Genomic DNA, 26,643 nt, shown 5'->3' with positions numbered 1-26,643 from the left:
CTACCCCCGACTCAAGCCAAATGGGAACGGCTCTAACCAGATTCGCCTGGCTCAGTCGGAGCCCGTCGACCGTGTCAGGTCTTCCTACCGGTCGATCTCGGCCGCCATGTCGGCGAGCTTGTCCCGGACGAGCTGCAGCGGAAGGTCGACCCCGTCGTGCCGCCCAAGGTGTTCGTCCGCTGGTAACGCAGAGATGCCGGGCGCCCTCAGCGGCGGGCCAGGAAGTCGGTGACGAGCGGATTGAGTGCGGTGGCACACTCTTCCGGAAGCCAGTGGCCGCAGCCGGGGAGTGACACGCCCGTCACGTCGCTTGCGTAGCGCCGTACCTGCTCGGCCTGGGCTTCACCGAAGCCGCCATGTCCGCCGCCGCCGATGGCCAGGATCGGCATCGCCAGCCTCGGTGACGCCAGCGGCTTGTTGCGCCGCGCGGTCTCGTTGAGGGCCCGGTAGTAGGCGAAGGCTGCATCGAACGCGCCGGGCTTTGAGTAGGAATGCGCATAGAGATCCAGCACCTCCGGCGTGAACACCACCGTGTTCGTCGCATGCACCTTGATGAAGTATTCGAGGAAGAACCGCTCCTTGCCGGCGATGAGGGTCCGGGCGAGGTCGTTGGCGGCTGTGAAGAAGCTGAAGTGCCAAACGAGCGACTCGCCCTGCGGCGTGAATGCCGGGTACGCGTACAGGCCATCATCGGGGATGGGCGCCTCCATGAAGACGACCCGACGCACGTCCTTGGGGTGGGCAGCTAGCATCGGATAGGTGTTCCAGATGCCGATGTCGTGGGCGACAAGATCGAACGGGGCGTCGGGGCTGAAGCCTTTGGCGAAGGTGTGAAGCAGCGGCGCGACATCCTGGCCCGCATAGGATTTCGCCGGTCCGGATTGCCCGAGGCCGGGAAGTTCCACCGCCACGACCGTATGGTCCTTGGCAAGTTCCGGCATGAGTCGGTGCCATTCGTACCAAGTTTGGCCAAAGCCGTGGACGAGGAGGACGAGCGGTCCCTGTCCGCCCTTCAGATAGTGCATGCTCACCCCGTTCACGGTCTGGAAGCCCGGCGTGAAACCGGCGGGTGCCGGGAACTCCTCCTGGGCCGCGGCGGGCACCGTTAGAAGGGCGAGAGCGAGGCAAGCGCGAGCGAGTTTAGCGAACATGGGAAGCTCCTACTTCAAAGGTGATCAGGCTGCGCCGCGGTGGCCGGGCTTGAAGCCATGGCGGTGAGCCGATGTGGCGATTGCGAGCGCGGTCGCGGCCAGAGCGAGGACCGCCCAGGGGAAGGCCTGGGCGCCCCAGTGGTCGAGGATCAGTCCGCCCAAGAGGCCTCCGGCGGCGATGGCGGCGTTCCAGACGGTCGTGACCATTGCGTTGGCGTAATCGACACCGTCGCCGGCCGCGTCCCCGATGGCGGTCTGGAGCTGCGTCGCCGCGCCCCCGAACGACAGCCCCCAGATCAACAAGCCTGCAATGAGGATGGAGGCGTCACCACCGAGGGTCCCGAGCATCAGGGCGGTCAGCGTGAAGGCGGCCAGGCTCGCCAGTACGAGGGTCCGCAGCATTCGGTCGACGAGCACGCCGGTCAGCCAGATCCCAGCAAGCGCCGCGAGGCCGAAGCCGAGGAGAAGCAGGTCCGTGCGCGCCTGCAAGCCCGATAGCGCCGCGAAGGGCGAAACGTAGGTGTAGAGGACGTTATGCGCCGTCATCCACGTGAGGATCGTCGCCAGGACTGGCCGCACGCCGGGCGTCTTGAAGACCTGGCGAATGGACGACGTCTCGCCAGCCGGCTGCCCGGCGTAGTCCGGGACCCGCCGGAGTACCCATACGATCAGGATCAGCGTGGTGGCGGACATGGCCAGGAACGCCGTCCGCCAGCCAACGGCGGCTCCGAGGAACGTGCCGGCCGGCACCCCCAGCGAGAGCGCAACCGGCGTCCCCACCATGGCGAGGGCAAGTGCCTTGCCCTGCAGGCGCTCCGCCACCATGCGCCTGGCGTAGCCCGCGAGGATGCCCCACCCGAGACCGGCGGCCATTCCGGCGAGGAACCGGGCTACGAGGGTGAGGCGGTAATCCGTCGAGAACGCCGTCAGGGTGTTGAAGATCAAGAAGCCGCCAATCGCGGCGAGCAGTGTCGTCCTCCGGCGCCAGCCCTGGGTCCATGCAACGAGCGGGATGGCGGCGACGAGCGAGCCGGCCGCGTAGCTCGTCACGAGCTGCCCCGCCAAGGCCTCCGAGACGCGCAGATCCGTCCCGATCTGCGGTAGCAGACCCGCCGGAAGCGTCTCCGTCAGGATCGCGGTGAAGCCGGTCATCGCCAAGGCGAGTAGGGCCGAGACCGGCAGATCCTCATCCCGAGGTTCGGCGAGGGCGGTAAGGGTCGCTTGCATCATCGGGCGCCTACTTATGGATCGTTTGATCCAGATATCGAAGGGCCGGGACGCTTGTCAATGACTTATAGATCGATTATTCCATAATAGTGACAGGAGATGAGCTATGGCGCGTACCGGGCGCCCACGCGGCTTCGACCGCGACGCCGCAATCGATGGTGCGATGCGCCTGTTCTGGCAGCACGGCTACGAAGGCACCTCGCTCGACCGCCTGCGCCGCGGCATGGGCGGGATCTCATCGGCAAGCTTCTACGCGGCCTTCGGCTCAAAGGCCGCGCTCTACCGCGAGGCGCTCGACCGCTACCTGAGTTCGCACGGTCGCGTCGTGGCCCCCCTGCACGACGAGAGCCTGCAACCGCGCGAACGGATATTCGAGACCTTGCAGCGCTCGGCGCGGATGCAGGCGGATCCCACGCACCCCACCGGCTGCCTCGTCACGTTGTCCGCCCTGCTCGACGGGGACGAAGACGACGTGGTGAGGGCACTCACGGCCAGGGAGCGGGCCTCCAATCGTAACCGGATACGACAATGCGTCGAGCAGGCGGTCACGGCGGGAGAGCTGAGTGGTCGGACGAATGTCGAGGGGCTTGCATCGCTGCTCGATGGCATCCTGCTCGGATTGTCCATCCAAGCACGTGACGGCGTCTCGTCCCAAATTTTGACGACTGCTATCGAGACTGCCGATGCGCTTTGGGATGCCAACCGCGCCGGATGACGCTCCGCAAGTCTCGTGTGTGCCTTTCATCGAACGTTCGCTGCCATCAGCGGTATTGTCCCGAAACGGTGGTGATCTGTCCCCGAGGCTATGTCCGCTTTGATGCATCTGCCGCCCGGAAGCGGACGGGCAGAAATCCACCCGTCCCGGTCATCAAGCAGAATCACGAGCGTCGACCCGATGTCGTCGCGCATCTCGAAAACGATTTATCCCATAAGCCGTCGTTGAGCAGCGCATGCTGGTTGGGTCGGGACGATGCGAGTCTTAGTGTCTGTCCGGAAACTTGCCTCTGAAATCATTGAGTTTTTCGGAACGCGCAGCCACCGTTCTTAAAATGCCCCTGTGCGGCTCCGCAACGCGCTCCGTCTGGAAACATTGATTCCGCCTACGAAATGTTTCCGGACAGACACTTACAAATCACCGCCCCTAGCTGCGGAATTGCTATGCCGCCTCCGCAATCCGTTCCTGGTGAACAATGGCGGTGCTGCCGCCATGCTGCTTGAGTGGCCGGTTGCCTGAGAGGCGGCGCAGCAGGACGTAGAACACCGGCGTCAGGAAGAGCCCGAAGGCGGTGACGCCGATCATGCCGGAGAACACGGCGACGCCCATGGCGCTGCGCATCTCCGAGCCGGCGCCGGTGGCCGTCACCAGGGGCAGGACGCCCATGATGAAGGCCATCGAGGTCATCAGGATCGGACGCAGCCGGAGGCGGCTCGCCTCGATCGCGGCCTGAACCGGGGTCCGGCCGGCGAATTCCAGCTCTCGGGCGAATTCGACGATCAGAATCGCGTTCTTGGCCGAGAGGCCGACCAGGACGATCAGGCCGATCTGGGTGAAGACGTTGTTGTCACCCGCGGAGAGCCAGACGCCGAACATCGCAGCCAGGAGGCCCATCGGCACGATCATCAGGATGGCTAGCGGCAGCGCCAGGCTCTCGTACTGGGCGGCGAGCACGAGGAAGACCAGGAGCAGGGCGAGCGGAAACACCCACATCCCGGAATTGCCCGCGATGAACTCCTGATAGGTCAGGTCAGTCCACTCGAAGGCAAAACCGCGCGGCAGGGTCTCGACCGCGATGCGGGCGGCCGCTGCTTGGGCTTGGCCTGATGAGTAGCCAAGTGCGGCGCCGGCGTTGATGTCGGCGGAGAGGAAGCCGTTGTAGCGCATGGCACGTTCCGGACCGGCCGTCTGTCGGACGTGCAGGAGAGCCGCGAGCGGCACCATCTCACCGGAGCCCGCCCGAACCTTCAGCGCCCCAATGTCGTCCGAACGGGCCCGGAAGGGCGCGTCGGCCTGGACGCGGACGGAGTAGGTGCGCCCGAACCGGTTGAAGTCGTTGACGTAGAGTGAGCCGAGATAGATCTGCAGCGAGTCGAACACGTCCGTCACGGGAATCCGAAGCTGGCGGGCCTTCGTCCTATCGATGTCGGCGAAGAGCTGCGGCACGTTCATCTGGAAGCTGGAGAACAGGCCGGCGAGTTCGGGCGCCTGCGCTGCCTTGGCCAGGAAGGCCTTGGTCGCGTCGTTCAGCGCCTCGTAGCCGAGACCGGCCCGGTCCTCGATCTGGAGCTTGAAGCCGCCGATGGTGCCGAGGCCGTTGACCGGCGGCGGCGGGAACATCGCGATGAACGCCTCGGGGATCGCTGCGAACTTCTTGTTCAGCGACTGCGCGATGGCGCCGCCGTTCAGGGACGGCGACTTGCGCTCCTCGAAGGGCTTCAGGGTCGAGAACACGATTCCTGAGTTCGAGCTGTTGGTGAAGCCGTTGATCGATAGGCCCGGGAAGGCGACGGCGCTCTCGACGCCGGGCTCCTTCAGGGCGATCTCGCTCATGCGGCGGATCACGTCCTCGGTCCGGTCGAGGGTGGCGCCGTCCGGCAGCTGCGCGAAGCCGACGAGGTACTGCTTGTCCTGGCCCGGCACGAAGCCGCCTGGGATCTGGCGGAACAGCATCACGGTCAGTCCGACGAGGACGATGTACAGCACCATCATCGTCGCCTTGCGCGAGACGACGAAGCCGACGCCGCGCCCGTACCCGTCCGATGCTCGCCCGAAGGCACGGTTGAAGCGCCGGAAGAACCACCCGAGCAGCCCATCGAGGATCCGGGTGAGGCGGTCCTTGGGGGCGTGGTGATCCTTGAGAAGGAGGGCGGAGAGGGCGGGCGAGAGGGTCAGCGAATTGATGGCCGAGATGACGGTCGAAATCGCAATGGTGAGGGCGAACTGCTTGTAGAACTGACCCGTCAGGCCACTGATGAAGGCGAGCGGTACGAACACCGCGACGAGCACCAAGGCGATGGCGATGATCGGGCCCGAGACCTCGCGCATGGCCTGGTAGCTGGCCTCGCGGGGCGACAGCCCGCGCTCGATGTTGCGTTCGACGTTCTCGACCACCACGATGGCGTCGTCGACGACGATGCCGATGGCGAGCACGAGGCCGAACAGGCTGAGCGCGTTGATGGAGAACCCGAAGGCGTGCATCACCGCGAAGGTGCCGACGATGGAGACCGGCACCGCCAGCAGTGGGATGATCGAGGCCCGCCACGTCTGCAGGAACAGGATCACCACGACGACGACGAGGGCAATCGCCTCCAGCAGGGTGTGGATCACGGCCTCGATGGAGGCACGCACGAACTGCGTCGGATCGTAGACGATCTCGTAGTCGACGCCCTCGGGCATGTTCCGCTTGATCTCCGCCATGGTCTGGCGGACAGCGTCGGAAATCTGGATCGCGTTGGAGCCGGGCGACTGTGAGATCGGGAGGGCAACGGCGGACTTGTTGTCGAGGAGCGAGCGCAGGGCGTAGTCGGAGGCGCCGAGCTCGATCCGGGCCACGTCGCGCAGGCGGGTGATCTCGCCGCCCTCGCCGGTCTTCACGACGATGTCGCCGAACTGCTCCTCGCTGGTCAGCCGCCCCTCGGCGTTGAGCGAGAGCTGCAGGTCGAGCCCCGGGATCGCCGGCGATGCGCCGATGACGCCGGCGGCCGCCTCGACGTTCTGCGCCTGGATCTCGCGCACCACGTCACCGGCCGAGAGGCCGTGTTCGGCCACCTTCTGTGGGTCGAGCCAGATGCGCATCGAATAGTCGCCGGAGCCGAAGAGCTGCACCTGGCCGACGCCGTCGAGGCGGGCGAGCCGGTCCTTGATGTTGAGGACCGCGTAGTTACGCAGATACGTCATGTCGTAGCGCCCGTTCGGCGAGACGAGGTGCACGACCATGGTCAGGTCCGGCGAGGACTTCACCGTGACGATGCCGAGCTGGCGCACGATGGCCGGTAGGCGCGGCTCGGCCTGCGACACGCGGTTCTGGACGAGCTGCTGGGCCTTGTCGGGATCGGTACCGAGGCGGAACGTGACGGTTAGCGTCATGATGCCGTCGGTCGTGGCCTGGCTCGACATGTAGAGCATGCCCTCGACGCCGTTTATCTGTTCCTCGATCGGCGTCGCCACGGTCTCGACGATGACCTTCGGGTTGGCGCCCGGGAATGTCGCGCGCACGACGACCGAGGGCGGCACGACGTCCGGGTACTCGGAGATCGGCATCGCGAAGAGCGAGATCAGGCCCATGATGAAGATGAGCACCGAGAGCACGCCCGCGAAGATCGGCCGGTCGATGAAGAATTTCGAGAAATTCATGCCGCTCTCCTGAGGGCGAGAGAAATCGCGCGGCGTGGGACTGCGCGCGGCTAGCAACGGCGGTCGCGAGGCGGCCGCCGTGAATGATCGTCGATAAGGATGCGTGCGGCGCCGGCCGTCAGCGCTGGGCGAGCTGGCGCGCGGCGGATGCGGCGTCCTGAGGCCGGGCGCCCATGGTGACGGGCTCGGGACGCAGGAGCATGCCGGGGCGAACCCGCTGCAAGCCGTTCACGATGACGCGCTCGCCGCCGGACAAGCCCGAGGTCACGACGCGGAGCCCGTCGACGGCCCGGCCGAGAGTGACGGCGCGGAACTCGGCGCGGTCGTCCGCACCGACCACGAGCACGAACTTCTTGTCCTGGTCCGTGCCGACCGCCCTCTCGTCCACGAGCAGCAGCGATTGCGGCGCGGCCTGGCCGAGGCGCATGCGCGCGAACTGGCCGGGGATGAGGTGACCGTCGCCGTTGGCGAAGCTGGCGCGGACCCGAATGGTGCCGCTGCGTGCGTCGACCTTGTTGTCGATGAACTGGAGATGCCCGCCCGCCCGGGCACCATCGGCGGTGACCATCTCGACCGGGATACGATCGAGTCGGCCGCGCTTGCCCGACGGTTCGGCGAGCGACGCCAGCGCCTTGAGGACGACGGTCTCGTCCGCGTCGAAGCTGGCATAGACGGGATCAACGGATACGAGGGTGGTCAGAACTGCAGCGCCGGCGCCGGTGGCGACGAGGTTGCCCGGCGTGATCTCGCGGCGTCCGACGCGGCCGCCGACCGCCGCGCGGACCTCGGTGTAGCCGAGGTTCAGTCGCGCCGCCTCCAACGTCGCCTTCGCCGCATCGAGGCTGGCCTTCGCTTCCTTGAAGGCGTTAGCCCGGACGTCGAGGTCGCGCGCCGTGACGATCTGTTGGCCCGACAGCCTCTGCCCGCGCTCCAGGTCGCTCGCGGTCAGGGCGACACGGGCCTCTGCGCCTGCGACCTGCGCCTCCAGTCGCTGAACCTCGGCGGCGTAGGGGGCCGGGTCGATGGTCACCAGCAGGTCGCCGGACCGGACCAGTTCGCCCTCGGCGAAATGTGTGGCCTGGATCGCACCGCCGACCCGCGCCCTGACGTCGACCCGGTCGACGGCCTCCAGGCGGCCGGAGAACTCGTCCCAGAGCACGACCGCCCTTGGCGCGACTGTGGCGACCGGGACTGGCATCGCCTGCTCGGCCGTCGCCGGGGCGGCGACCACCTCCGTCCCTCGCGGCGTCAGGGATGGCAGGATCTGGACGGAGGCGCCCGCCAGCAGGGCTAGGGCAACACCCGCAGCGAGGCTGCGCCGGACGCCGGAACGGGTAGGAGGAGAATGAGGCGAAGGGTTCACGACCGGCTCCGACATGTGTAAAGTTCGCTACACATGTCGGCATGGACGCTGGCCGTCAAGAGACTTATCTACCACTCGATACAAAAGCTGGAGCTAGCGGACAATGGTCATGGGGCGGCCCCGGGCCTTCGACACGGACAAGGCTCTCGACGAGGCGATGGAGGTCTTCTGGCGCCACGGCTATGACGGCGCCAGCCTCGCCATGCTGACGAAGGCGATGGGCATCAAGGCGCCGAGCCTCTACGCGGCCTTCGGCAGCAAGGAGGGCCTGCTCAAGGCCGCCCTCGACCGCTACGCGTTGCGGCGCTCCGCGCACATGCGCTACGTGCTGGCCGGTCTCACCGCGCGCGATGTGGCCGAACGCTTCCTGAGCAGCATCGCCGAGAGCCACACCGACCCGGCCAATCCCCCCGGCTGTCTCTTGGTCCAGGGCGGCCTTGCCTGTGGCGCTGGTTCAGAGAACATCCCGTTCGAGCTGGCGTCGCGTCGGGCGCAGACGGAGACGGAACTCCTCGGGCGCTTCGTCCAAGCCAAGAAGGACGGCGATCTCCCAACTGATGCCGACCCCGTGGCGCTGGCGCGGTTCCTGTCGACGGTCGCCTCCGGCATGGGGGTCATGGCGTCATCCGGTGCGAACCGGGACGCCTTGCGCGCGGTGGCGTCCGTCTCGCTAAATGCCTTTGCGAGGAGCGGATAGGCCTAGCCCATCGGAATATCAGGGTGGTGCTTGATGCCTGCCCCCAAGCCTGGGCCTGCGGGCCAGCTGATGCCTCGCGAATGCAGGCGATGTCTGCTTTCCGCTCTAGTATTTTCAAGATCTACCAATCTTCTTTCCACCCAAAACGGATGTCGAGTGAAAAGTCCGATTCTTACTAGAAGCCAATTACTGCCCTAATGGCCAAGCAAGCAGTCGGAGACGCTGACGTCCCGTCTGGCACGCTGAGCTGCTAGACGATCCACTACCAGCCCAGCGGCCATATCCTTTCAGCAAGGTCGACCATACCTTCGGCACGCTCGGTGCCGTTCTAGCGTGGCTCGGAGGAGCAGCCATAGCCAAAGACCCGCTGGCTGCTTAGCCGTTGAGGGTCTGAAAACTTCGCCGAGGCGATCTATCCGTTGAATGCACGTCAGGCATGTAATTGAGCAAAAATGACTGCCTTCGCTTGATTACTAATTTAAAATCATCGATATGCCCACTGCGGGGGCGCAAAAATCAAAGAGTATTATGACTGAGAACTTAGATACCCAATCGACTGATTTCCTTGATCTGGCAGGCGACATCGTCTCTGCCTACGTGTCGAACAACCCTGTTCGTCCTTCGGACCTGCCGGACCTGATCCGAAGCGTCCACGCGGCACTCAGCGGTCTTAGCAACGGGACTGCCCAGAGTGCGGCGGAACCCGAGGTCGAAAAGCCGACGGCGGCTCAGGTCCGGAAGTCTGTGACGCCTGAGGGCATCGTCAGCTTCCTGGACGGCAGGACCTACAAGACCCTGAAGCGCCACCTGACCGGCCATGGGCTTGATCCGCAGAGCTACCGGGCCCGCTTCGGCTTGTCTGCCGACTACCCGATGGTCGCCCCGGAATACGCTGCCCGTCGATCCGAACTTGCGAAGTCGATTGGCCTTGGCCGAACCGCTGATCGTGGCGAGGATGAGCAGTCGCCGGCGAAGGGCCGCGCGAAGGCTGCGTAACGCGGGCGAAGCTGTGACGACAGCCGTATGGGTTAAGTGCTGCAGACTTTGCTGAAGCGTCAGCTCCGGCCAAGTCGCTCGTACCAGTGGTGCGCCAGGGCAGGGGATCTCTCGAGCGTCAGCGCGGAGTGCTCGACATGGGTGTGGCGCCATTCGCGAGGCGCCACGCCGTAGTGGCTTCGAAAACTTCGGCTGAGATGGGCCAACGTCTTAAACCCGAGTTCGCTCGCCAAGCGCGTGATCGACCGGGTTTCAAGTGGATCCTCGAGCGCTGTCCGGATCGCGTCCAGCCGTTTCTCCCAGACGCGGTGCATGACCCCACCAGTTTGCTCGAACGCGCGATAGAGCGACGTCCGTGACGTTCCCAATCGTTCGGCAAGCCATTCGGGCGAGAGCTGCGACGAGGCCAGGTTCAGGTCGATCAGGCGCTCGGCCAGCTCCACGACGCTCGCGTCGAGCTCGTGACCTCGCAGGACGTCCGTGGCCGAGGAGCCATCGAGAAGACGACGGACGAACCCGGTCAGCTCGGCCGCAACCTCCTCGGCTCTCTCAACTCGTGTTGAGGGCAGATGCCGATAGAGCGCGTAAAGGCGTGCGAGTAGCAGCCTGTTGCGCTCCCGATCGAAGAACATCGGAATGCGCTCGATATCAACATCTGCCAGGAGCCGACGCGGCACTGTCAGCCCGATCGCACTGGAGCGCGCGCCCCGCGCATCGAGTTCCCGGCCCATGTCGGCGGCCATTACCCTGTTCCGTTGCTGCGTCACCGCGCAGCCTGCAATCTCGCCCGTCAGTCCTCCAGAGACGTAGAGCATGAAGGTCAGATGATCCGGCGTTACCGCTGCGTGACGGCGGTCTCGGATCATTCGCTGCGGTGTAAAAACCATCCGGCTAGCGAGTATGTCGCCGAGCATCGTGCAGGAGAGATTGCCGCGCGGCGGCGCGGCCCGCTCACTCTGCTCAACCCGAATGATTGGCGCCATCAGATCTCGCCATGCTGCAAAGGCATGGGCTGGATCGAGACCATCGGTGTTGAAGTGCAGAGTGGGAACGAAGGTCATCTGGCCTGCAAAGCCTAAGGATCGCCGAAGTGTTACAGCCCTACGAGGCTAGAGGCGAACAGTCACGCCTCAACCTTCATATCCCTCGGGTAAGAAGCAGCTCGCCGGCGTCAACAGCGCCACCCGCGCCCGGTGGCCGGCGCTGTGAAGACCACGGCGTGAAGGTTCAAGGATGGGTAACCTTCCCATGGCGGAAGGTTGCCCTAGGTCGCTGGGATGGCTCGAAGCGTCTCCTACCAAGTCATTGAAAAGCCAGATGGCCGGTTTGACATCGCGGTCACCCTTGCCGGCGGTCGCACCCATTACCGGGAAGGTTTGGCAACGGAAAGCGAAGTGACCGAAGCGCTGGATCTTCTCCGCGACCTGATGACCGCCTGCGGTGCGACCCTCATTGAAGAGCCGTTGCTGCGCGAGGCGGCCCAGTAGGTTGATGGATGCGGTGGGCGAGAAGCGTCCGTCGCGTTGGTAGCCGACACTAAGGTTCAACCCGGTAGCTATAGGCGCAGTCACGGGTTCCAGCGTCGCGCAAAAGCATCTGTGGCTCAGCCTGGACCCGCCCCCTGGGACCGTTCGGCCGAAGGCAGACCGTATTGATGCGGATCAGGTCCCAAGCAGTCTCGCATCCACAATCCTGCCAGCTATCCAGTTGGGCCGGCGGGCTCGGACGTTTTAGGGAGACGGTCACTTGGCCGATCACCGGAATGGATCGGATCAACCACGCAACCGTTCTTCTGACCTCGTCGTTCCTGGGGCGGACACTGACGGGCAGCCCGTCAGCACTAAGGAGCACAACATGCGCAAGTCACTTGCCTTCGGCTTCCTCGTCGCATCACTGGCTGGGTTCGCCGCGCCGGCGTCGGCCGAGGACACCACCGTCATCCGGCGCGACAGCGCCCCGGGCGTATCCGTTGAGCGCCGCGAAGGTGTGGTCGAGCGCCGTGAGGTCACCACCGGCAGTGTCGATTGCGGCTCGAAGACCGTCCATAAAGAGGACGGCATGGGCAACTCCAAGACCGTCCACAAGGAAGGCTGCAACTGAGCAGCCGGCCCACTGAGGCTTCAGGAGACTTCATCATGACCAACAAGCTTCTTCTCGCCCTCACGGCGGCCGGCATGCTCGCCCTTCCGATGGCGGCCCAGGCACAGGGCACGCTGCGCGGGGCTGCCGAGGGCGCCGAGCGCGGTGCCGACGCGGCTGGTCCCATCGGCGGCATCGTCGGTGGGGCGGTTGGCGCCGCCACCGGTACGGTCGGCGGCATCCTCGGCATCGATGAGCGGCCGCGCTTCCGCTCCTACGTGCGTGAGCGCGGCGTGCGCTCCTACAGCTGGGGCGGCCCGGTCCAGGTCGGCACCGTGCTGCCGGACGACGAGGTCACCTACTACGACGTGCCGAGCGAGTATCAGGCACGCCCGGGCTACCGCTACACTGTGGTGAACGAGCGTCCGGTGCTGGTGGACCGCAGCCGCCGCATCGTCGAGGTCATCGACTGAGGCCTGCGTCACCCCCGTAACGTCACGAAGTCCGCCCGGCACGCGCCGCGGCGGACTTTTATTTTTGCTGGACGCCTCAGGCCAAACTGCGGTCGTCCTCGACACCGAGCAGACCGGCAAGCAGCGTCCGGGCTCGGCTGACGCGGCTCTTCATGGTGCCGACCTGGCAGCCGATCAACTCGGCGGCGGCCTCGTAGGTCAGGCCCTGCGCTCCTACGAGCAACAGCGCCTCGCGCTGCGAGGCCGGGAGCTTGCCGAGGTACTGCCAGACCCGACGCAGGTCGCTGCTGGCCTCCTGCGCGGCTGGCGTGATGACCTTCCCGGCCTGGACGCCGTCCGCGTCCTCAACCTCGCGCCTGCGCTTGCGACACTCGGTGTAAAATTGGTTGCGCAGAATGGTACAGAGCCAGGCTTTGAGGTTGCTGCCGGGCTCGAAGCGATGCCGGTTGGCCCAAGCCTTCAGAAGCGTTTCCTGAACCAGGTCATCGGCAGTCGTCTGATTGATGGCGAGCGAGACCGCGAAGGCACGCAGGCCAGGTAGCGCGGCCAGCAGCTCGGCGCGGAACGTGCCTTCTGAGCTTGCGACGGCTTGGACGGGCCCTGTCTCTAGCTTCGCAATCAGGTCGAGAAGGGCATTGGGCTGCGGCTCCGCGAGGAAGGCGGCATAGAGCGCCTGAAGCTCCGACCCGAGATGCGCCCGAACGGTCTCGGGCATCCTGCTCACGGGGGCGTCCCTGAGCATCGTTTCGTGATCCGGATCCGGATGCCCAAACGTCGTGGTCTTGTGGGTGTCGCCAGCGGACATGCTCGTCTCGGACCTCCGTTAAACCCTGCATCCACCCAGGCAATTTTCGTAAAATGTCGGGAGGTTCTGGCAAACCAAGCCTGAACGGCGCCTAACGAATTCTTCATATGATTGAAGACCGAGCGCGTCGCTTCAGCTCCGCGGAAGGGGCGTTACGGTCGGTGCAGCGGGTCTCGATGCTCCCAGCGCTGCGGATTTAGCCGTGCGATCAAGCGGTTCCCGTGGGCCGTCGAATGGGCTGGGGGTTTGGTAACCCTGTTAGCCGAACCCGTAGCAGCGGCTGGGGACCGAAGGACGGAAGTTGCCATCCTTGTGCTTCGACACAGTCACTGAGGCTGAGGGTAAGCGTGATTGTGCTGCCCGGATGGCTCTTGGAACGCGCCGGCCCAGATGCCCTGACGCAGCGCCTTCGCCGTGAGCTCGGCTTTGGCGTAGTCCTCGGCGTCGGTCCGGCACTCGGCGACGACTCAGCCATGGTCTATCTGCTATCTCGAACCAGTATTTTCTGGCAACTGAATCGTGTCGCCGTACCCAGGCGGATTGCGGATCTTTGCGATCTGACTACTGGTGTCAGACATCGCATCGTCGAAGCGTTGCTGAGCTTCGCCTATTGCAGCCTCCGAATTTACGGCAAGAAGGCCCTGCAAGCCGCGGAGCACGTTTGCAAGTTGGAAAAAAATTACTCCGAATAGATATCCGAGCACCGCATTGCTAAGACGCGTGTCAAAAGACCAGCCCTTGTAAGTAAACACTTCGATCGGTTTGCACTCGACATTTGGAGCGCACGCAACTATCTGCTTCATTAAAACAACAAAGACGACTGCAATGAAGCTGACGATAACGAGTCCTGCCCAGAAGCGCATTTGTAAATCTAACGCACTTCGAAGCTGAAGAAGTCGTTTTATCGACATACCACTGCCGCGCAATGATGTGGCAGTAAGCGCCATAGCCGGCAGAACTGCTGCTATTACAAACCCAAAGAAATTGATCAACTCGCCGCTGACTGTAGCTATAAAATCAGGTGGCGCGAGCACAAACGCGACGGCAGCAACAGCACTTGCAAGTGCTACGACTTTCCATTTTCCCACCGCGTTGCGAAGTCCGAACACGACTAAACGTATCCCTCTCGGTTGAAATACCTAAATGCGTCCCAGAGCACGCCGCTGATGCTTTGCCTGTCGTAAAGTTCCCCAACCATTTCAACTTCAGCCGGAAAGGCCACTCGCCTGATTTGTCCAGATTTTTCGCGCCCACCCTGAGAGTATAGCGTAAGTTCCTTCTCAGGGACATCCCTGATTAGATCAGCGACGTCGTCTCGTGAAATCTCTCGACGAACGCCGTCCGATTTGAAGAAGACTTCAAGCTTTAGCTCGATATCAATGCCTTGCGATTCTAGCGCTGCAATCCGCTCGTCCGTAAAGTGAGCAGCTCGAAGGATCTCAAACACACTAGCGCCGCCCATCCGCTCGGTAGCTGCCCTTGTCTGGGTCACTGGAGCGTGCTGATCCGGTCGTGTAAACTCGGTAGCATCCGCTGCTTCTTTAGGGCGCAGCACCATTCGCTGAACTGAGGGAAGGCCTTGTATATCGACTTGCGGCGTGAACCGCACTGAGAGATCGGCGGTCGAGATGCCGGTCTTTCGAGCTAGCAGCCATTCCACGAAGGCCTCGTTTCGATTCATCGCGACCTCGCGACTGACGTATAGGAAATGGTCTCCGTAAACGAGTCCGTAGAGGAAGCCGCGGATGAGATCCGTTCCGCGAGGGGTATCGGTGTTCCGCAACTCGTATTCACTCCCACCTCCGCCTGTGCGGATTAAAGGTATGCGTGAGCCTGGCGCGAACCGAATAATTTCAACGAAAACTCCGCGCTGTAGCGGTTGAGCGTAATTCATCACGAGGCTTCCGTAATCGGGTGCTTCGTCGAACCGCCTATGACTTGCGTCTGTGCTAACTTCGACACCTCCAATTCTTCTGGATAAGGATGCCTTCAAAGCCTGCTCAAGATCTGGTGTATTGAGCTCACCTTTCCGGATATTTGCCTTTGAGTACAGTACGTTGATGCTACGCGCCACGTTCGGAATCCTGTCTCTATCTTTTCAGATAGAGACCACAGATTGCGCAAAGAGTCAGCGAACGTTCCACCTTTTCCAACGCAATCCCAAGCCTTTAAAGTCAATACTTCCAATCTCGTGCTGGCATTTTTCCGGATGCCGATCGTAACGCGGAGCCGGCTTCCTCGAAAATCAGAATGAGCACACGCCGGCCGGCGGCGTCGTGCACGTCAACGATCCAGGCCGACCAGTCGAGCCGGCCAGCGCAGCGACCCATGATCCCACGGGCAACCCGCATCGCTTCTGCTCGCAGATCGGACCGGGTCCGCAGGTAGCGCCCTGCGAGGTCGAGCACGGCATGGCGACCGTCGGTGCAGTGGAAGCGGTAAGTACCCGCTCGCATTCGGCTATCATCCCGTCATCCACAAGCGTGCACAGCGTCGACAGATTGTCCCTCAAACCGGCTTGAGCCGAAGGCCCTCACTATGTTTGTTCTTCTTTCGTTCTATCAGGAGAGAGGCACCGATGCACGTACGAACTGGCGATCGACCTCTCACCAAAGCCGCGGAAATTCGTTCGGACGATCCCGCGCGCGCGTCTGATGATCCGTGGGCCATCCTCGTCCAGGTCATTGCCGATGCTCACGCCGTTATGGACGAAGCCGAGCGCCAGTCTGCGCAGCAGCGCCGGATCATCTCCCGCGGCTATGTCCGCGATGGGGCGATCTACCCGAACGACGGCCGATGAAGCTCCTGCAAATTGCGGAGCTCCCGCCAGACAGCGTCGGCACGGTTCGCATTCCGATCCAGGGGGCTGCGCTCTGCGCCGGCTTCCCGTCGCCGGCCGACGACTTCCTCGAGGGCTCGCTCGAGCTTCCCCGGTGGCTTGCGCCCAACCCGCCCGCGACCTTCGCCTGGAACATCTCCGGCGACAGCATGCGCGGGGCCGGCATCTTCGATCGGGATCTGGCAGTAGCCGACCGCAGCCTCAAGCCCGGCAACGGCAGCGTCGTCGTGGCGATCGTCGACGGCACCATGAGCCTGAAGCGCCTCATCATCGAGGGCAACGTCGCGCGCCTCGCCTTCGACAATCCCGACCTGCCGGCCTTTGCCGTCGAGGACCTGATCGAGGGTGAGATCTGGGGCGTGGTGCGCTTCTCGATCCGCTGGCACGTGGCGCGCGCTGGGCTCGTGCGATGAGCAGGGCCATCGCGCTGATCGACGGCAACAGCTTCTACTGCTCGTGCGAGCGGATGTTCGACCCAAAGCTCGCCCGCGTGCCGGTCATCGTGCTCTCGAAAAATGACGGCTGCGCCATTGCCCGCACGGCCGAGGCCAAGGCGCTCAGCATCAAGATGGGGGACCCTTGGTTCAAGATCCGGCAGCAGTGCCAGCGCGAGGGCGTGCGCGTCTTCTCCTCGAACTACACCCTCTACGGCGACATGAGTGCCCGCACGAACGCGGTCTACCGTGACTTCTCGCCGGCGGTGGAGATCTACTCCATCGACGAGAGCTTCCTCGACCTCTCGGATGTGCGGGAGCGCGATCGGGTTGCGCTCGCCCGGGATCTGCGCTCGACGGTGCGGGCCTGGACCGGCATTCCGACCTGCGTCGGCATCGGGCCGACCAAGACGCTGGCCAAGCTCGCCAACCACATCGCCAAGACGATCCCGGACCTCGACGGGGTGTGCGATCTGACCGACCCGGTCGCCTATGATCACTGGCTCTGCCGGATCTCGGTGGCCGAGGTCTGGGGCATCGGCCGGGCCTCGCTCGCCAAGCTGATCGGCCTTGGGGTCGACACGGTGGCGGATCTGCGTGACCTCGATCCGCGCTCGGTGCGCAAGGCGATGACGGTGGTGGGCGAGCGCATCATCTACGAACTGCGAGGAATGGCCTACCTGCCGCTCAAGCTTATGCCGGCCCAGCGCAGTGAGCCGCTCGTTCTCTCGCCGCATCACGGAGCGCGAGACACTAATTGCGGCCTTCCTTTGGACCAAGCTCATTCTAACTAAACACGAACATTGAGGACTTTACAATATAGTCGAAAGCGCTAAATTCATTTAGGAAGATTATTTTCTTGAGGAAGCACCGATGTTGAGCGCTCCCGGATCGTACCTGTCGGTTTCTGTGGCAAGTCTCCTCGCACTTTCACCAAGTGAAATATTCGCATGTGAATCATGGAATATAGGGTGCGAAATTAGAGATAAAGTAACAAATCCTATAACGAAAACTGCAGACGAGGGGGCAAATACAGTCAAGCAAGTCGCAAATGAGGGAGTAAAGGTAATTGAAAATACAGCAAAGGGTGGAGATGCAGTTTTAAAAAAAGCAGCAAATGAGGCAAAAAAAGCGATAGATCAAACAGTCATTGCCGCAAACAAGGCGCTGGATGACACCAAGAATACTGCAACAAAGGGTTTATCAGATACCATAAAAGCTTACGTTAAGGCCGGCCGCGACGTCGTTGATGCTGGTAAGGCTTCAATTAGATACGTAAAATCTACATTAACAGCATACAAAGAAACGATAAATGATGCGGAGACTCGAATAAGGCAAGGCAAAATTGTTGATGCCTTCTGGCATGCGTCGACCGACCAATACAAGCACCAATCCGACTCCGCATTTACAGCCGCGCAGGAGAGTGAGATCATCAATCAAGGCATGGCAACTGCGGCTTCAGCTTATGGAGGGCCTGCTGGAGCGGCAGCTTACGCATCTTGGTATGCGTACAACCAGACAAAAAGCCTTGACGTAGCCCTTCGTGCAGGAGCGCTGGCCGGGATAACTAGCGCCGGATATGCAAGCGCGGCCGGTATGCCAAGCGGCACGGTAGGCGAAACTATAAAAAAGGCGGCTATGACTGGTGCCATTGGAGGAGCCGCCGTTGCTGCTAGCGGCGGAGATCAGGATGCAGTGAAGACTGCATTTCTCAAGTCTGGTGGAATGGTTATTGTACAGTCAGGACAAGCATACGTCGACAAAGAGTATGGAACCCCAACTCGTGCAAAAATCGACAGTTACTGTACGTCAGCTATTGGCACGAAATGCTCAGTTGTTCGAGAAAGAATTGAAAAAGAAAGCAATGGTTTGGTAAAATTCGACGCTATGGGCAGCCCAAAGGTTGATACTAATGTTGTTTTGCCAAATAGACAAGATATTAAGCTGTGGTCAAATCCTGCTGCAACAAATGTCGATCTAGAAAATAGTATAGTTGGTCAAAATAGTACATTTACTAAAGACGGTAAATGGATCCTAAGTTGGGACATGGAAGCCCTTGTCAGTAAACATAAAAGCGTCCCAGCAATAGCATTGACTTATATAGGAACTGGATCTTCGTTTGACGACAAATACCAGACACTAAAACGAATTGTTGATCCGAGCGCGCCTGTAGGAAGTACAATAAAATCTGATAAAGACGTTTTAATTGCCGGCGATAGTACTGAAATATCAATCGACTGGGTTCCCTATCACGCAATCGGAGACGAAAAACCATTCTTTCATAAAATATCCCCAAAGACACCGAATATTGATGCGCATGTTGGTGACATCATGGTGGCAAATTTTGATATAAAACGTAGATCAGCGCCAGCCAACTGGAAGCATGAACGCACTCTGGAAGATAAGTCGGTCGTACAAGTGGTAGATATCAGAAATGTAAATGACTCTAAAGGAAACCCCCAACTGTGGCTAAGAATTGATTTGCTAGAGGTCGCCGTATCGGCTAAGCCAGAGCCTAAGGAAGAGCGCCTGAATGTAAAAGTTTATCCTACGGCGGAGCCAAGTTCGCGTGCAATTTGGTGCATTGACAGTAAATTTAATTTTGCTTTCGAAGTCAAGACTAACGACGAAGTGGTGGGATTAACCGAGCCGTTCACAGGAACAGCAAAGCGGAAAAGCGATGGAAGTATCTCGCTAATAATTGATCAAGATACTTTTATTGCACCTGGAATTTGGCTCCCAATACAGGACCTTTCGAATGCAACAATAAAATCGAATGGAATATTGGTCCGTTCGATAAATGGTAACATTGTGCGGGCTGGTCGCTGTAACCGAGTTTTGTAAAATAAGCAATTCTATATCTTTGAAAGATTAACGGCAAAAACGACCTGAGCGGCATGACATCTGTCGGCTTTGGCGTGATTGGACTGGCGCATTGGCGGTGGTCGTGCACGGACGCGGTGGTCATCCCGCGGTTGCCTCAGGCCGCCACCGGCCGGGCTTCGATCCAGAGGAAGCGGTTGAGGTCGTAAGCGAAGTTGGCGAGCCCGATCTTGGTCCCGGCTCGGGCCAGACCGATGGTGCGCACGAACAGGCCGAAGCGGTGCTTGTGGCCGGCGAACACCGTCTCGACGGCCGATCGGACCTTGGAGCTGGCGCGGTTGGCCTTGCGCTGCGACGGCGTCAGATCGAGGCCGGGCTGCCGCCGGAAGTGGATCTTCGAGCGCCGGCCATGCTTGACCAGATGGGCTTCGTTGGTCTTCGGACGGTAGGCGGTATCAGCCCAGACGTCGCTCGCCGTGTTGGCCGGATCGGGGACGTTGTCCAGTTGCGCCTTGTCATGGGCGGCCGCGCTGGTCACGGTGAAGCGGCGGACGAACCCGTGCTTGCGGTCGATCGAGACATGCGTCTTGTAGCCGAACATCGGGATGGCGATCTCGACCCTAGCCTTCGTGCCGTCCGCCTTCGCCGAGCGCGCCTTGGCCCGCTTCAGGGGCTAGCGGGCGTCGCGATCTTTCTGAGCGAGCTCCTTCGGCTTGGCCGCCCATGCCTCCGGGATCCGGCCCTCCTTCAGATCCGCCTTCTCCGCATCGGTGTTGCGCTGACGCGGGGCCGCGATGATCGAGGCGTCGATGATCTGGCCCGACATCGCGAGGTAACCCTTGCCCTTCAGCCAGGCGTCGAAGGCGGCAAACAGCTCCTTGATCGCGCCGGCCCAGGTCAGGTGCTCGCGGAACAGCCACACCGTCTTGGCGTCCGGCACCGCATCCTCGAAGCCGAGACCGAGGAAGCGCATGAACGAGAGCCTGTCCAGGATTTGGAACTCGGTGGCGTCAGCCGACAGCGTGTAGAGCGTCTGAAGGATCAGGATCTTGAACATGAGCACCCGGTCGTAGGGTGGGTGACCACCCTTCGATCCGTCGGACCGCTTCAGTGCGGTCGCCAACTTTGGCCGGAACGCCTCGTAGTCGATCAACGCCGCGAGCTTCACCAACGGATCGCCGTTCTCCGACAGGCGCTGATAGCGCTCATCCAGATCGAAGAACCCTGGCTGACCCATCCGAGCTTCTCCAGCACCGATAGCACCAGGGAATCACGACACTGCCCCGCACGGAAGGGGTATTTCGAGGTGTCCGCTCGGCCCGTGCTGGCCTGGGAGTGGACTTCAAACAGATCCAGCGTCGTCGACCTTAGCGCTGCAGCCTCATCGGTCCACCGGTCGAAGAAGTCGACACCCTTGGCATGGATGGCGATCCAGTTTGCGCCGGTCAAGCTCGGGCAGGGCGACACACTGGGCTGAAGATCAAGGAAGCACTTGCGCCAGACCTGCGGGTCGGCGGCGACAATCTTAAGGGACGGTTAGGCTGACATCGGGTCGGGCAGCTTGGGCGGGCCGGACGGGATAGGGGAGGGGACGACGGAAGCCTATGCCTGCTTCGCAACATGTGAGGTGAAGCTGGCGAGACCGCCTCACACGACACCTCAAGCTCCGCATCTTCAACCTGCATTATGCCGTTCTCGAACCGCTGTGTGAGCCAGCAGTGTGAGACAAGAAACAGTGTCGAGCTAAGTAGCTGAAATTAATGGCGCGCCCACGGGGAATCGAACCCCGGTCTGATCCGTGAGAGGGACCTGTCCTAACCGCTAGACGATGGGCGCGGACCGGAGGGAGGCACTCGGTGATCGCTGCGGCGATCCGTGCTTCCCGGCCGATGGGCGATCGTATAGCGAGGGTCGCGCGGCACGACAAGGGCTGAAATCGCCCGGTCGGCCCGCACGCGACATTTTTAAATCGAAGGATGGCCCCTTGCCGGGACTCGAAGACCGCCGCGCGACGCTTCCCGAGGACGCCGCGACGGAGCGCCTGGACCGGGCCCTGGCCCGGGCCTTTCCCGATGTCTCGCGCTCGCGCCTGCAGGATCTCATCCGCGCCGGGCAGGTGTGCCGGGACGGCGCCGTCAGCCGCGACCCCTCCGCGAAGGTCGGCCCCGGGGCCGAGCTCGCCGTGGTGATCCCGGCGGCGGTGGCGCCGGAACCCGTGGCGCAGGCCCTCGACCTCGCCATCGTATACGAGGACGACGACCTCATCGTCATCGACAAGCCGGCCGGCCTCGTCGTCCACCCGGCGCCGGGCCACGAATCGGGGACCCTGGTGAACGGCCTCATCGCCCATTGCGGCGAGAGCCTGTCGGGGATCGGCGGCGTGCGCCGGCCGGGCATCGTCCACCGCATCGACAAGGACACCAGCGGCCTGCTGGTGGTGGCCAAGAACGATCTGGCCCATGCGGGTCTCACGGCGCAGTTCGCCGACCACGGCCGCACCGGCCCGCTGGAGCGGGCCTACCTCGCCCTGGCCTGGGGCGTGCCCGAGCCCCGGGCCGGGACCATCGCGGCGAACCTCGCCCGCAGCGTGCGCAACCGGGAGAAGATCGCGGTGGTGCGCGGGGAGGGCGGCCGGCACGCCATCACGCATTACCGGGTCGAGGCGGTGCTGGGGGCCGAGGCGCCGGTGGCGCTGGTGCGCTGCTCGCTGGAGACGGGGCGCACGCATCAGATCCGCGTGCATCTCAGCCATCGCGGCCACCCCCTGCTGGGCGACGCGGTCTATGGCGGGGCCTTCAAGACCAAGGCGGGCCGGCTCGGCCCGGCGGCGCGCGCCGCCCTCGGCACCCTGGGCCGGCAGGCGCTGCACGCCAGCGTCCTGGGCTTTGCCCATCCGCGCACGGGAGACACCCTGCATTTCGAGAGCCCGCTGCCCGCGGACCTCCAGGCCCTCGTCACCGCGCTGCGGGCCGGGGCGTAGCGCCGCAGACACAGTCAAGACTGCGCGAGACCGCGCGGGCGTGCGCCAGGACACGGCGGGCTGCGGCCATTCGTGTCATCAGAGACCCAAGCGGGATCCCGTGCGTTGATGCCGGACGCGTCCTACGCGCCGCCTTTCCGTTCCCGCCGGTTTCCCGCTAGACTTGGGGAATCGAACGGTCGGCTCAAGGGAGCGGCGGTTCGCTTCGGACCGCCCTCAGGGGGTCCTTTCAAGGAGGTAAGATCATGGCCGGCGCATTGCCAGTGCTCGCCACCGAAGGTGGCCTCTCACGCTACCTCGACGAGATCCGCAAGTTCCCGATGCTCGAGCCGAACGAGGAGTTCACGCTCGCCAAGGACTGGCGCGAGAAGGGCGACCGCAACGCCGCCCATCGGCTCGTCACGTCCCATCTGCGTCTCGTCGCCAAGATCGCCATGGGCTATCGCGGCTACGGCCTGCCCATCGGCGAGGTCGTGTCCGAGGGCAATGTCGGCCTGATGCAGGCGGTCAAGCGCTTCGAGCCGGACAAGGGCTTCCGGCTGGCCACCTACGCCATGTGGTGGATCAAGGCGGCGATCCAGGAATACATCCTGCGCTCGTGGTCGCTCGTGAAGATGGGCACCACCGCCAACCAGAAGAAGCTGTTCTTCAACCTGCGCAAGGCCAAGGGCCGGATCTCGGCCCTCGACGAGGGCGACCTCAAGCCGGACCAGGTCGCCCAGATCGCCACCAAGCTCGGCGTGCCCGAGCAGGAGGTGGTCGACATGAACCGCCGCCTCTCGGGCGACACCTCCCTCAACGCGCCCCTGCGCGAGGAGGGCGAGGGCGAGTGGCAGGACTGGCTGGTGGACAACAGCCCGAGCCAGGAGACCGTGCTCGCCCGCGAGGAAGAGGGGCAGAACCGCCTCTCGGCCCTGCGCGACGCGCTCTCGGTGCTCAATCCGCGCGAGCGGCGCATCTTCGAGGCGCGCCGCCTCGCCGACGACCCCATCACCCTGGAGGATCTCTCCGGCGAGTTCGGGGTCTCGCGCGAGCGCGTCCGTCAGATCGAGGTCCGCGCCTTCGAGAAGATCCAGGAGGCGGTCAAGCGCAACCTCGCCACCCGCGAGGCCCCGCGCGTCGAGGCTCACGCCTGAGTTCTCGAGACCGCCTTCGCCGACAGGAGAACGGCCCCCCGGCCATCGTGCCGGGGGGCCGTTTTGCGTTCCGGGCCCGATGCGCGGTCGCTGACGAGAGCTTCCGCGCGCGTGACCCGCGGCGCGAAACGCCCTAGCGCCACTGATCGAAGGCGCCTTGCAGGACCTGGGTTCCGGCGGTGCCCTTCTCGAAGGCGATGATCCCGCGGGGGCCGGCGGCGAACTTCAGCGTGATGTCGAACCAGTTCTTGTGCAGCAGGATGTCGGTGTTGCGCTCGATGTCGTTCGGCAGCGACGAGAGCCCGATGAGGAACAGGTTTTCGCGGACCCGCACCGGCAGGCCGGCCACGGGGGAGCCGCGGGCGCCTTCGTCGTCCTTGCCCTGGAGCAGGCCGATATCCTGGACGTTGTGGCGGACGGCCGTGGGGCCGCTCGGCGTGAAGGCGAGCTCGATGGTGTGAGAGGCCGGGAGGGTCGCGTCGAGGTTGCGGCGCACGGTCATCGCGAGGGTCAGCCCGGCCTCCGGGAAGTCGGCCGTGGCCCGTACGACGGTCTCCAGCTGCTGGCCCTGCTCGCCCGGGACGGTGTCGAGGCGCCAGACCACCCGGCCCTGGGTGGTGGTGGGCGTGGCGTTGGCGCCGCCGCCCATGTTCTCCTCGTAGAGCACCGCGCGCTGGGTGACCGCGAGGTCCGGCTGGGCCTGGGTCGGGGCGGCGGGCGTCGGGGACGGCGTCGGCGCGGGCGTGGCACGCCGGGCCGGCGCGGCGCGCTCGGCCGGCGCGGCGTCGCCGCCAACCCGGTCGGCGAACTTCGAATCGGCGCCCTCCGGGACCGCGTCCTGCTGCTCGGTGGCGATCGGTTGAAGGTCGGCCGGCCTGTCGCGCAGGAGGAAGGCGGCCACCGCGATCAGCCCGATCACCGCGATCAGGATGCTGCCGACGAGCACGTTGCGCAGGAGGCGCGAGCGCCCGTGACGCGGCCCGACCACCTCGATGCGCGGACGCTGGCGCTGGCCGCCATCCGGGGGCGGCACGTCGCTGCCGTCCTCCTCCGGGGGCGGGGTCGGCGCGGACGCCTCGTCCGCCCCCTCGGCGGCCATGAAGGGCGGGCTCTTCGCCTTGCGGGCCTGGATGCGGACCGGCGGCGTGATCGTGTCGGCGCCGCTTTCGGCCGACGGACCGGCGCCGTCGCGCGGCGTCGGCGGCGAAACGGCGATCGGCTGCACCGGCTCAGGCGCCGGCGGAACGGGCGCCGGCGGACTCGGCTCGGGCTGGGCCGACACGGGCGGTCCGGCGGCCGGCACGCCGAGATTCGGCGGCGGCGCGGGCGGCAGGGTCGCCTCCGGCGGAACCGGCTCGGACCCAGACGGCTCGGGCGGGAGCGGCTCGGGCAGATCGGTGAGATCGTTGGCCGGGGGAGGCGGCCGGAGGGGGTCCGGCTCGGGGGCGGGCGGCTCGGGCGCCGGCGCCGGCTCGGGCGGCGACGGGGCGACGCCCCCGTGGTCGCGCTCCAGGCGCAGGATGGCGGCCTCGAGGGCGTTGCGCTCGAGGTCGATGTCGTCCTCGGACAGGGGCGGATCGAGGGAGCGGAGCTGACCGATCAGCGCACCCCGCGCGCGCTCGTAGACGGCCTGGCGCAGGGCCGGGGAGCGGTCGGGCATCGCGTCGAGCGCCCGTGCCAGCAGGGGATAATAGTCGGCCATCGTGCCTCAGATCCGCCTTCTCACCGGCGACCGACCCGCCGCCTCGTCCCGCCGTCCCGCGGACGGGCGGAGCCGGCCAACCACCGCGGGTCCGTCAGGGGCATCATCCCCGCGCGGCCGCGCGCCCATCAAGCGGAAACCGCCCTAGTCCTCAAAGGGGTTGTGCATGAGAATGGTGTCGTTGCGCTCCGGGGAGGTCGAGAGCAACGCCACCGGTGCGCCGATCAACTCCTCGATCCGGCGCACGTACTTGATCGCCTGGGCCGGCAGGTCGGCCCAGGAGCGGGCCCCGGCCGTGGTGCCTGACCAGCCCTCGATGGTCTCGTAGATCGGCTCCACTTTGGCCTGCGCCGCCTGATTGGCGGGGAGGTGGTCCACCACCTGTCCGTCGAGGCGGTAGCCGGTGCAGACCTTGATCGACTCGAAGCCGTCGAGGATGTCGAGCTTGGTCAGGGCGATGCCGTCGATGCCCGAGGTGCGGACGGTCTGGCGCACCAGCACGGCGTCGAACCAGCCGCAGCGGCGCTTGCGCCCGGTGTTGACGCCGAACTCGCGGCCCTTGGCGCCGATGGTTTCGCCGATCTCGTCGAACAGCTCGGTGGGGAACGGACCCTCGCCGACCCGGGTGGTGTAGGCCTTGGCGATGCCGAGCACGTAGCCGATGGCCGAGGGGCCCATGCCGGAGCCGGTGGCGGCCTGCGCGGCCACGATGTTCGAGGAGGTCACGAACGGATAGGTGCCGTGGTCGACGTCGAGCAGCGCGCCCTGCGCGCCCTCGAACAGGATGCGCTTGCCGGCGCGGCGCTCGTCGTCGAGGAGCTTCCAGACCGTATCGGCGTAGGGCAGGATCGTCGGGGCGATCGCCTTCAGCTCGGAGAGCAGGGCGCCCGCGTCCACCTCGGCGATGCCGAGGCCCCGGCGCAGGGCGTTGTGATGGGTGAGCACCCGCTCGATCTTCGCCTCGAGAGTCGACTCGTCGGCGAGGTCGACGACTCGGATGGCCCGGCGGCCGACCTTGTCCTCGTAGGCCGGGCCGATGCCGCGCTTCGTCGTGCCGATCTTGAGCCCGGCGTTCGACGTCTCGCGAAAGTGGTCGAGCTCGCGGTGCAGCGGGAGGATCAGGGTCGCGTTGTCGGCGATGCGCAGGGTCCGGGGCGAGATCTCGACGCCCTGGGCCTGAAGCCGGGCGATCTCGTCCACGAGGTGCCACGGATCGACCACGACGCCGTTGCCGATCACCGACAGCTTGCCGCCCCGCACCACGCCCGACGGCAGCAGCGCGAGCTTGTACGTCACCCCGTCGATCACGAGCGTGTGGCCGGCATTGTGGCCGCCCTGGAAGCGGACCACGACGTCGGCCTGCTCGGAGAGCCAGTCGACGATCTTGCCCTTGCCTTCGTCACCCCACTGGGCGCCTACGACGACGACGTTTGCCATTCACTGAAGACCTGTGCCGTAACCCGCGCGAAAGCGGTCCGACCTGACGGTCGGACCGCTTTCGCTGTCCTCGGGTCTTTCCGCGATCCGTGCGCGGAAATCAAGCAAGGGGCCGGTTCGCCGCCCGATGAGCAGGTATGTCGCCCAGTC

General features: G+C 64.1%; 22 protein-coding genes, 1 tRNA gene and 2 pseudogenes. 12 read left to right on the top strand and 13 right to left on the bottom strand.

What is annotated here, in order from left to right; genetic code table 11:
- Positions 1 to 206 precede the first annotated feature (206 nt).
- Both ASF41_RS18780 and ASF41_RS18775 read right to left on the bottom strand, forming a co-directional pair.
- On the bottom strand, positions 207 to 1,151 hold the full coding sequence (locus tag ASF41_RS18780; RefSeq protein ID WP_056495822.1) for an alpha/beta fold hydrolase: 945 nt from the start codon (positions 1,149 to 1,151) through the stop codon (positions 207 to 209).
- 24 nt (positions 1,152 to 1,175) lie between these two features.
- Positions 1,176 to 2,381, bottom strand: a complete 1,206-nt coding sequence (locus tag ASF41_RS18775) for an MFS transporter (RefSeq protein WP_244479705.1) — start codon at positions 2,379 to 2,381, stop codon at positions 1,176 to 1,178.
- A 103-nt stretch (positions 2,382 to 2,484) separates the two neighbouring features.
- Here ASF41_RS18775 and ASF41_RS18770 point away from each other — a divergent pair, with 103 nt between their 5' ends.
- Positions 2,485 to 3,093: a TetR/AcrR family transcriptional regulator gene (locus ASF41_RS18770; RefSeq protein WP_056495819.1), complete on the top strand. Its 609-nt coding sequence runs from the start codon at positions 2,485 to 2,487 to the stop codon at positions 3,091 to 3,093.
- 441 nt (positions 3,094 to 3,534) lie between these two features.
- Here ASF41_RS18770 and ASF41_RS18765 read toward each other — a convergent pair whose 3' ends face one another.
- A complete protein-coding gene (locus ASF41_RS18765; protein ID WP_056495816.1) occupies positions 3,535 to 6,729 on the bottom strand; it encodes an efflux RND transporter permease subunit in 3,195 nt (1,064 codons plus the stop codon).
- A 118-nt stretch (positions 6,730 to 6,847) separates the two neighbouring features.
- Positions 6,848 to 8,107 (bottom strand): efflux RND transporter periplasmic adaptor subunit, encoded by a 1,260-nt coding sequence (locus tag ASF41_RS18760; protein ID WP_056495813.1) that lies wholly within the window; start codon positions 8,105 to 8,107, stop codon positions 6,848 to 6,850.
- Between the two features lie 88 nt (positions 8,108 to 8,195).
- Between ASF41_RS18760 and ASF41_RS18755 the strand changes: the two genes are divergently transcribed.
- Together ASF41_RS18755 and ASF41_RS18750 are read left to right on the top strand one after the other, a co-directional pair.
- Complete coding sequence (locus ASF41_RS18755) at positions 8,196 to 8,789, top strand: TetR/AcrR family transcriptional regulator (RefSeq protein WP_056495810.1); 594 nt, start codon at positions 8,196 to 8,198, stop codon at positions 8,787 to 8,789.
- A 528-nt stretch (positions 8,790 to 9,317) separates the two neighbouring features.
- Complete coding sequence (locus tag ASF41_RS18750; protein WP_056495807.1) at positions 9,318 to 9,785, top strand: MucR family transcriptional regulator; 468 nt, start codon at positions 9,318 to 9,320, stop codon at positions 9,783 to 9,785.
- Positions 9,786 to 9,844: 59 nt separating this feature from the next.
- On the opposite strand, the gene ASF41_RS18745 is transcribed toward ASF41_RS18750, so the two are convergent.
- Positions 9,845 to 10,846 (bottom strand): helix-turn-helix domain-containing protein, encoded by a 1,002-nt coding sequence (locus ASF41_RS18745; protein ID WP_056495803.1) that lies wholly within the window; start codon positions 10,844 to 10,846, stop codon positions 9,845 to 9,847.
- A 216-nt stretch (positions 10,847 to 11,062) separates the two neighbouring features.
- Between ASF41_RS18745 and ASF41_RS18740 the strand changes: the two genes are divergently transcribed.
- The 3 genes from ASF41_RS18740 (at position 11,063) to ASF41_RS18730 (ending at position 12,337) form a co-directional block, all read left to right on the top strand.
- On the top strand, positions 11,063 to 11,272 hold the full coding sequence (locus ASF41_RS18740; RefSeq protein WP_056275840.1) for a hypothetical protein: 210 nt from the start codon (positions 11,063 to 11,065) through the stop codon (positions 11,270 to 11,272).
- Positions 11,273 to 11,639: 367 nt separating this feature from the next.
- Complete coding sequence (locus ASF41_RS18735) at positions 11,640 to 11,885, top strand: hypothetical protein (RefSeq protein ID WP_056275843.1); 246 nt, start codon at positions 11,640 to 11,642, stop codon at positions 11,883 to 11,885.
- A 35-nt stretch (positions 11,886 to 11,920) separates the two neighbouring features.
- Positions 11,921 to 12,337 carry a DUF1236 domain-containing protein gene (locus tag ASF41_RS18730; RefSeq protein ID WP_056275846.1) on the top strand — a complete coding sequence of 139 codons (417 nt, stop codon included), beginning with the start codon at positions 11,921 to 11,923 and terminating at the stop codon, positions 12,335 to 12,337.
- 76 nt (positions 12,338 to 12,413) lie between these two features.
- Here ASF41_RS18730 and ASF41_RS18725 read toward each other — a convergent pair whose 3' ends face one another.
- The 4 genes from ASF41_RS18725 to ASF41_RS26705 all read right to left on the bottom strand — a co-directional run bounded on the left by ASF41_RS18725 (position 12,414) and on the right by ASF41_RS26705 (position 15,598).
- Positions 12,414 to 13,079: a sigma-70 family RNA polymerase sigma factor gene (locus ASF41_RS18725; protein ID WP_056496066.1), complete on the bottom strand. Its 666-nt coding sequence runs from the start codon at positions 13,077 to 13,079 to the stop codon at positions 12,414 to 12,416.
- 548 nt (positions 13,080 to 13,627) lie between these two features.
- Positions 13,628 to 14,251: a hypothetical protein gene (locus ASF41_RS25190; protein ID WP_156653367.1), complete on the bottom strand. Its 624-nt coding sequence runs from the start codon at positions 14,249 to 14,251 to the stop codon at positions 13,628 to 13,630.
- A 2-nt stretch (positions 14,252 to 14,253) separates the two neighbouring features.
- Entirely contained in the window at positions 14,254 to 15,216 is a 963-nt protein-coding gene (locus ASF41_RS25185) for a hypothetical protein (protein WP_156653366.1), read from the bottom strand.
- A gap of 100 nt (positions 15,217 to 15,316) precedes the next feature.
- Entirely contained in the window at positions 15,317 to 15,598 is a 282-nt protein-coding gene (locus ASF41_RS26705; RefSeq protein ID WP_082504669.1) for a DUF6894 family protein, read from the bottom strand.
- 122 nt (positions 15,599 to 15,720) lie between these two features.
- On the opposite strand from ASF41_RS26705, the gene ASF41_RS25180 reads away from it, so the two are divergent.
- The 4 genes and pseudogenes from ASF41_RS25180 (at position 15,721) to ASF41_RS25175 (ending at position 19,259) form a co-directional block, all read left to right on the top strand.
- Positions 15,721 to 15,942 (top strand): hypothetical protein, encoded by a 222-nt coding sequence (locus ASF41_RS25180; protein WP_156653365.1) that lies wholly within the window; start codon positions 15,721 to 15,723, stop codon positions 15,940 to 15,942.
- The gene (locus tag ASF41_RS18720; RefSeq protein ID WP_056495800.1) at positions 15,939 to 16,394 is read left to right on the top strand and encodes a LexA family transcriptional regulator; all 456 of its coding nucleotides are present in this window, start codon (positions 15,939 to 15,941) and stop codon (positions 16,392 to 16,394) included. Before ASF41_RS25180 ends, ASF41_RS18720 begins: the two co-directional genes overlap by 4 nt.
- Positions 16,391 to 17,171, top strand: a pseudogene (locus ASF41_RS18715) (Y-family DNA polymerase); the annotation flags it as partial. The gene ASF41_RS18720 and the pseudogene ASF41_RS18715, both read left to right, overlap by 4 nt.
- 117 nt (positions 17,172 to 17,288) lie before the next feature.
- On the top strand, positions 17,289 to 19,259 hold the full coding sequence (locus ASF41_RS25175; RefSeq protein WP_156653364.1) for a hypothetical protein: 1,971 nt from the start codon (positions 17,289 to 17,291) through the stop codon (positions 19,257 to 19,259).
- 136 nt (positions 19,260 to 19,395) lie between these two features.
- Here the strand turns inward: ASF41_RS25175 and ASF41_RS24195 are convergent.
- Both ASF41_RS24195 and ASF41_RS18700 read right to left on the bottom strand, forming a co-directional pair.
- Positions 19,396 to 20,475, bottom strand: a pseudogene (locus tag ASF41_RS24195) (IS5 family transposase).
- Positions 20,476 to 20,999: 524 nt separating this feature from the next.
- Positions 21,000 to 21,074: transfer RNA gene (locus ASF41_RS18700), tRNA-Glu, on the bottom strand.
- 148 nt (positions 21,075 to 21,222) lie between these two features.
- On the opposite strand from ASF41_RS18700, the gene ASF41_RS18695 reads away from it, so the two are divergent.
- Both ASF41_RS18695 and rpoH read left to right on the top strand, forming a co-directional pair.
- The gene (locus tag ASF41_RS18695; protein WP_056380458.1) at positions 21,223 to 22,218 is read left to right on the top strand and encodes an RluA family pseudouridine synthase; all 996 of its coding nucleotides are present in this window, start codon (positions 21,223 to 21,225) and stop codon (positions 22,216 to 22,218) included.
- Positions 22,219 to 22,463: 245 nt separating this feature from the next.
- Positions 22,464 to 23,354: an RNA polymerase sigma factor RpoH gene (gene rpoH, locus ASF41_RS18690; RefSeq protein WP_056213706.1), complete on the top strand. Its 891-nt coding sequence runs from the start codon at positions 22,464 to 22,466 to the stop codon at positions 23,352 to 23,354.
- Positions 23,355 to 23,487: 133 nt separating this feature from the next.
- On the opposite strand, the gene ASF41_RS18685 is transcribed toward rpoH, so the two are convergent.
- Together ASF41_RS18685 and ASF41_RS18680 are read right to left on the bottom strand one after the other, a co-directional pair.
- Complete coding sequence (locus ASF41_RS18685; RefSeq protein WP_056495792.1) at positions 23,488 to 25,056, bottom strand: hypothetical protein; 1,569 nt, start codon at positions 25,054 to 25,056, stop codon at positions 23,488 to 23,490.
- A 144-nt stretch (positions 25,057 to 25,200) separates the two neighbouring features.
- Positions 25,201 to 26,493: an adenylosuccinate synthase gene (locus ASF41_RS18680; RefSeq protein ID WP_056213701.1), complete on the bottom strand. Its 1,293-nt coding sequence runs from the start codon at positions 26,491 to 26,493 to the stop codon at positions 25,201 to 25,203.
- Positions 26,494 to 26,643 lie beyond the last annotated feature (150 nt).

It is taken from the genome of Methylobacterium sp. Leaf111, assembly GCF_001423285.1.
Taxonomy (GTDB): Bacteria; Pseudomonadota; Alphaproteobacteria; order Rhizobiales; family Beijerinckiaceae; genus Methylobacterium.
Note: the sequence above shows the minus strand (reverse complement) of the source record. Positions and strands in the feature narration are given on the sequence as shown.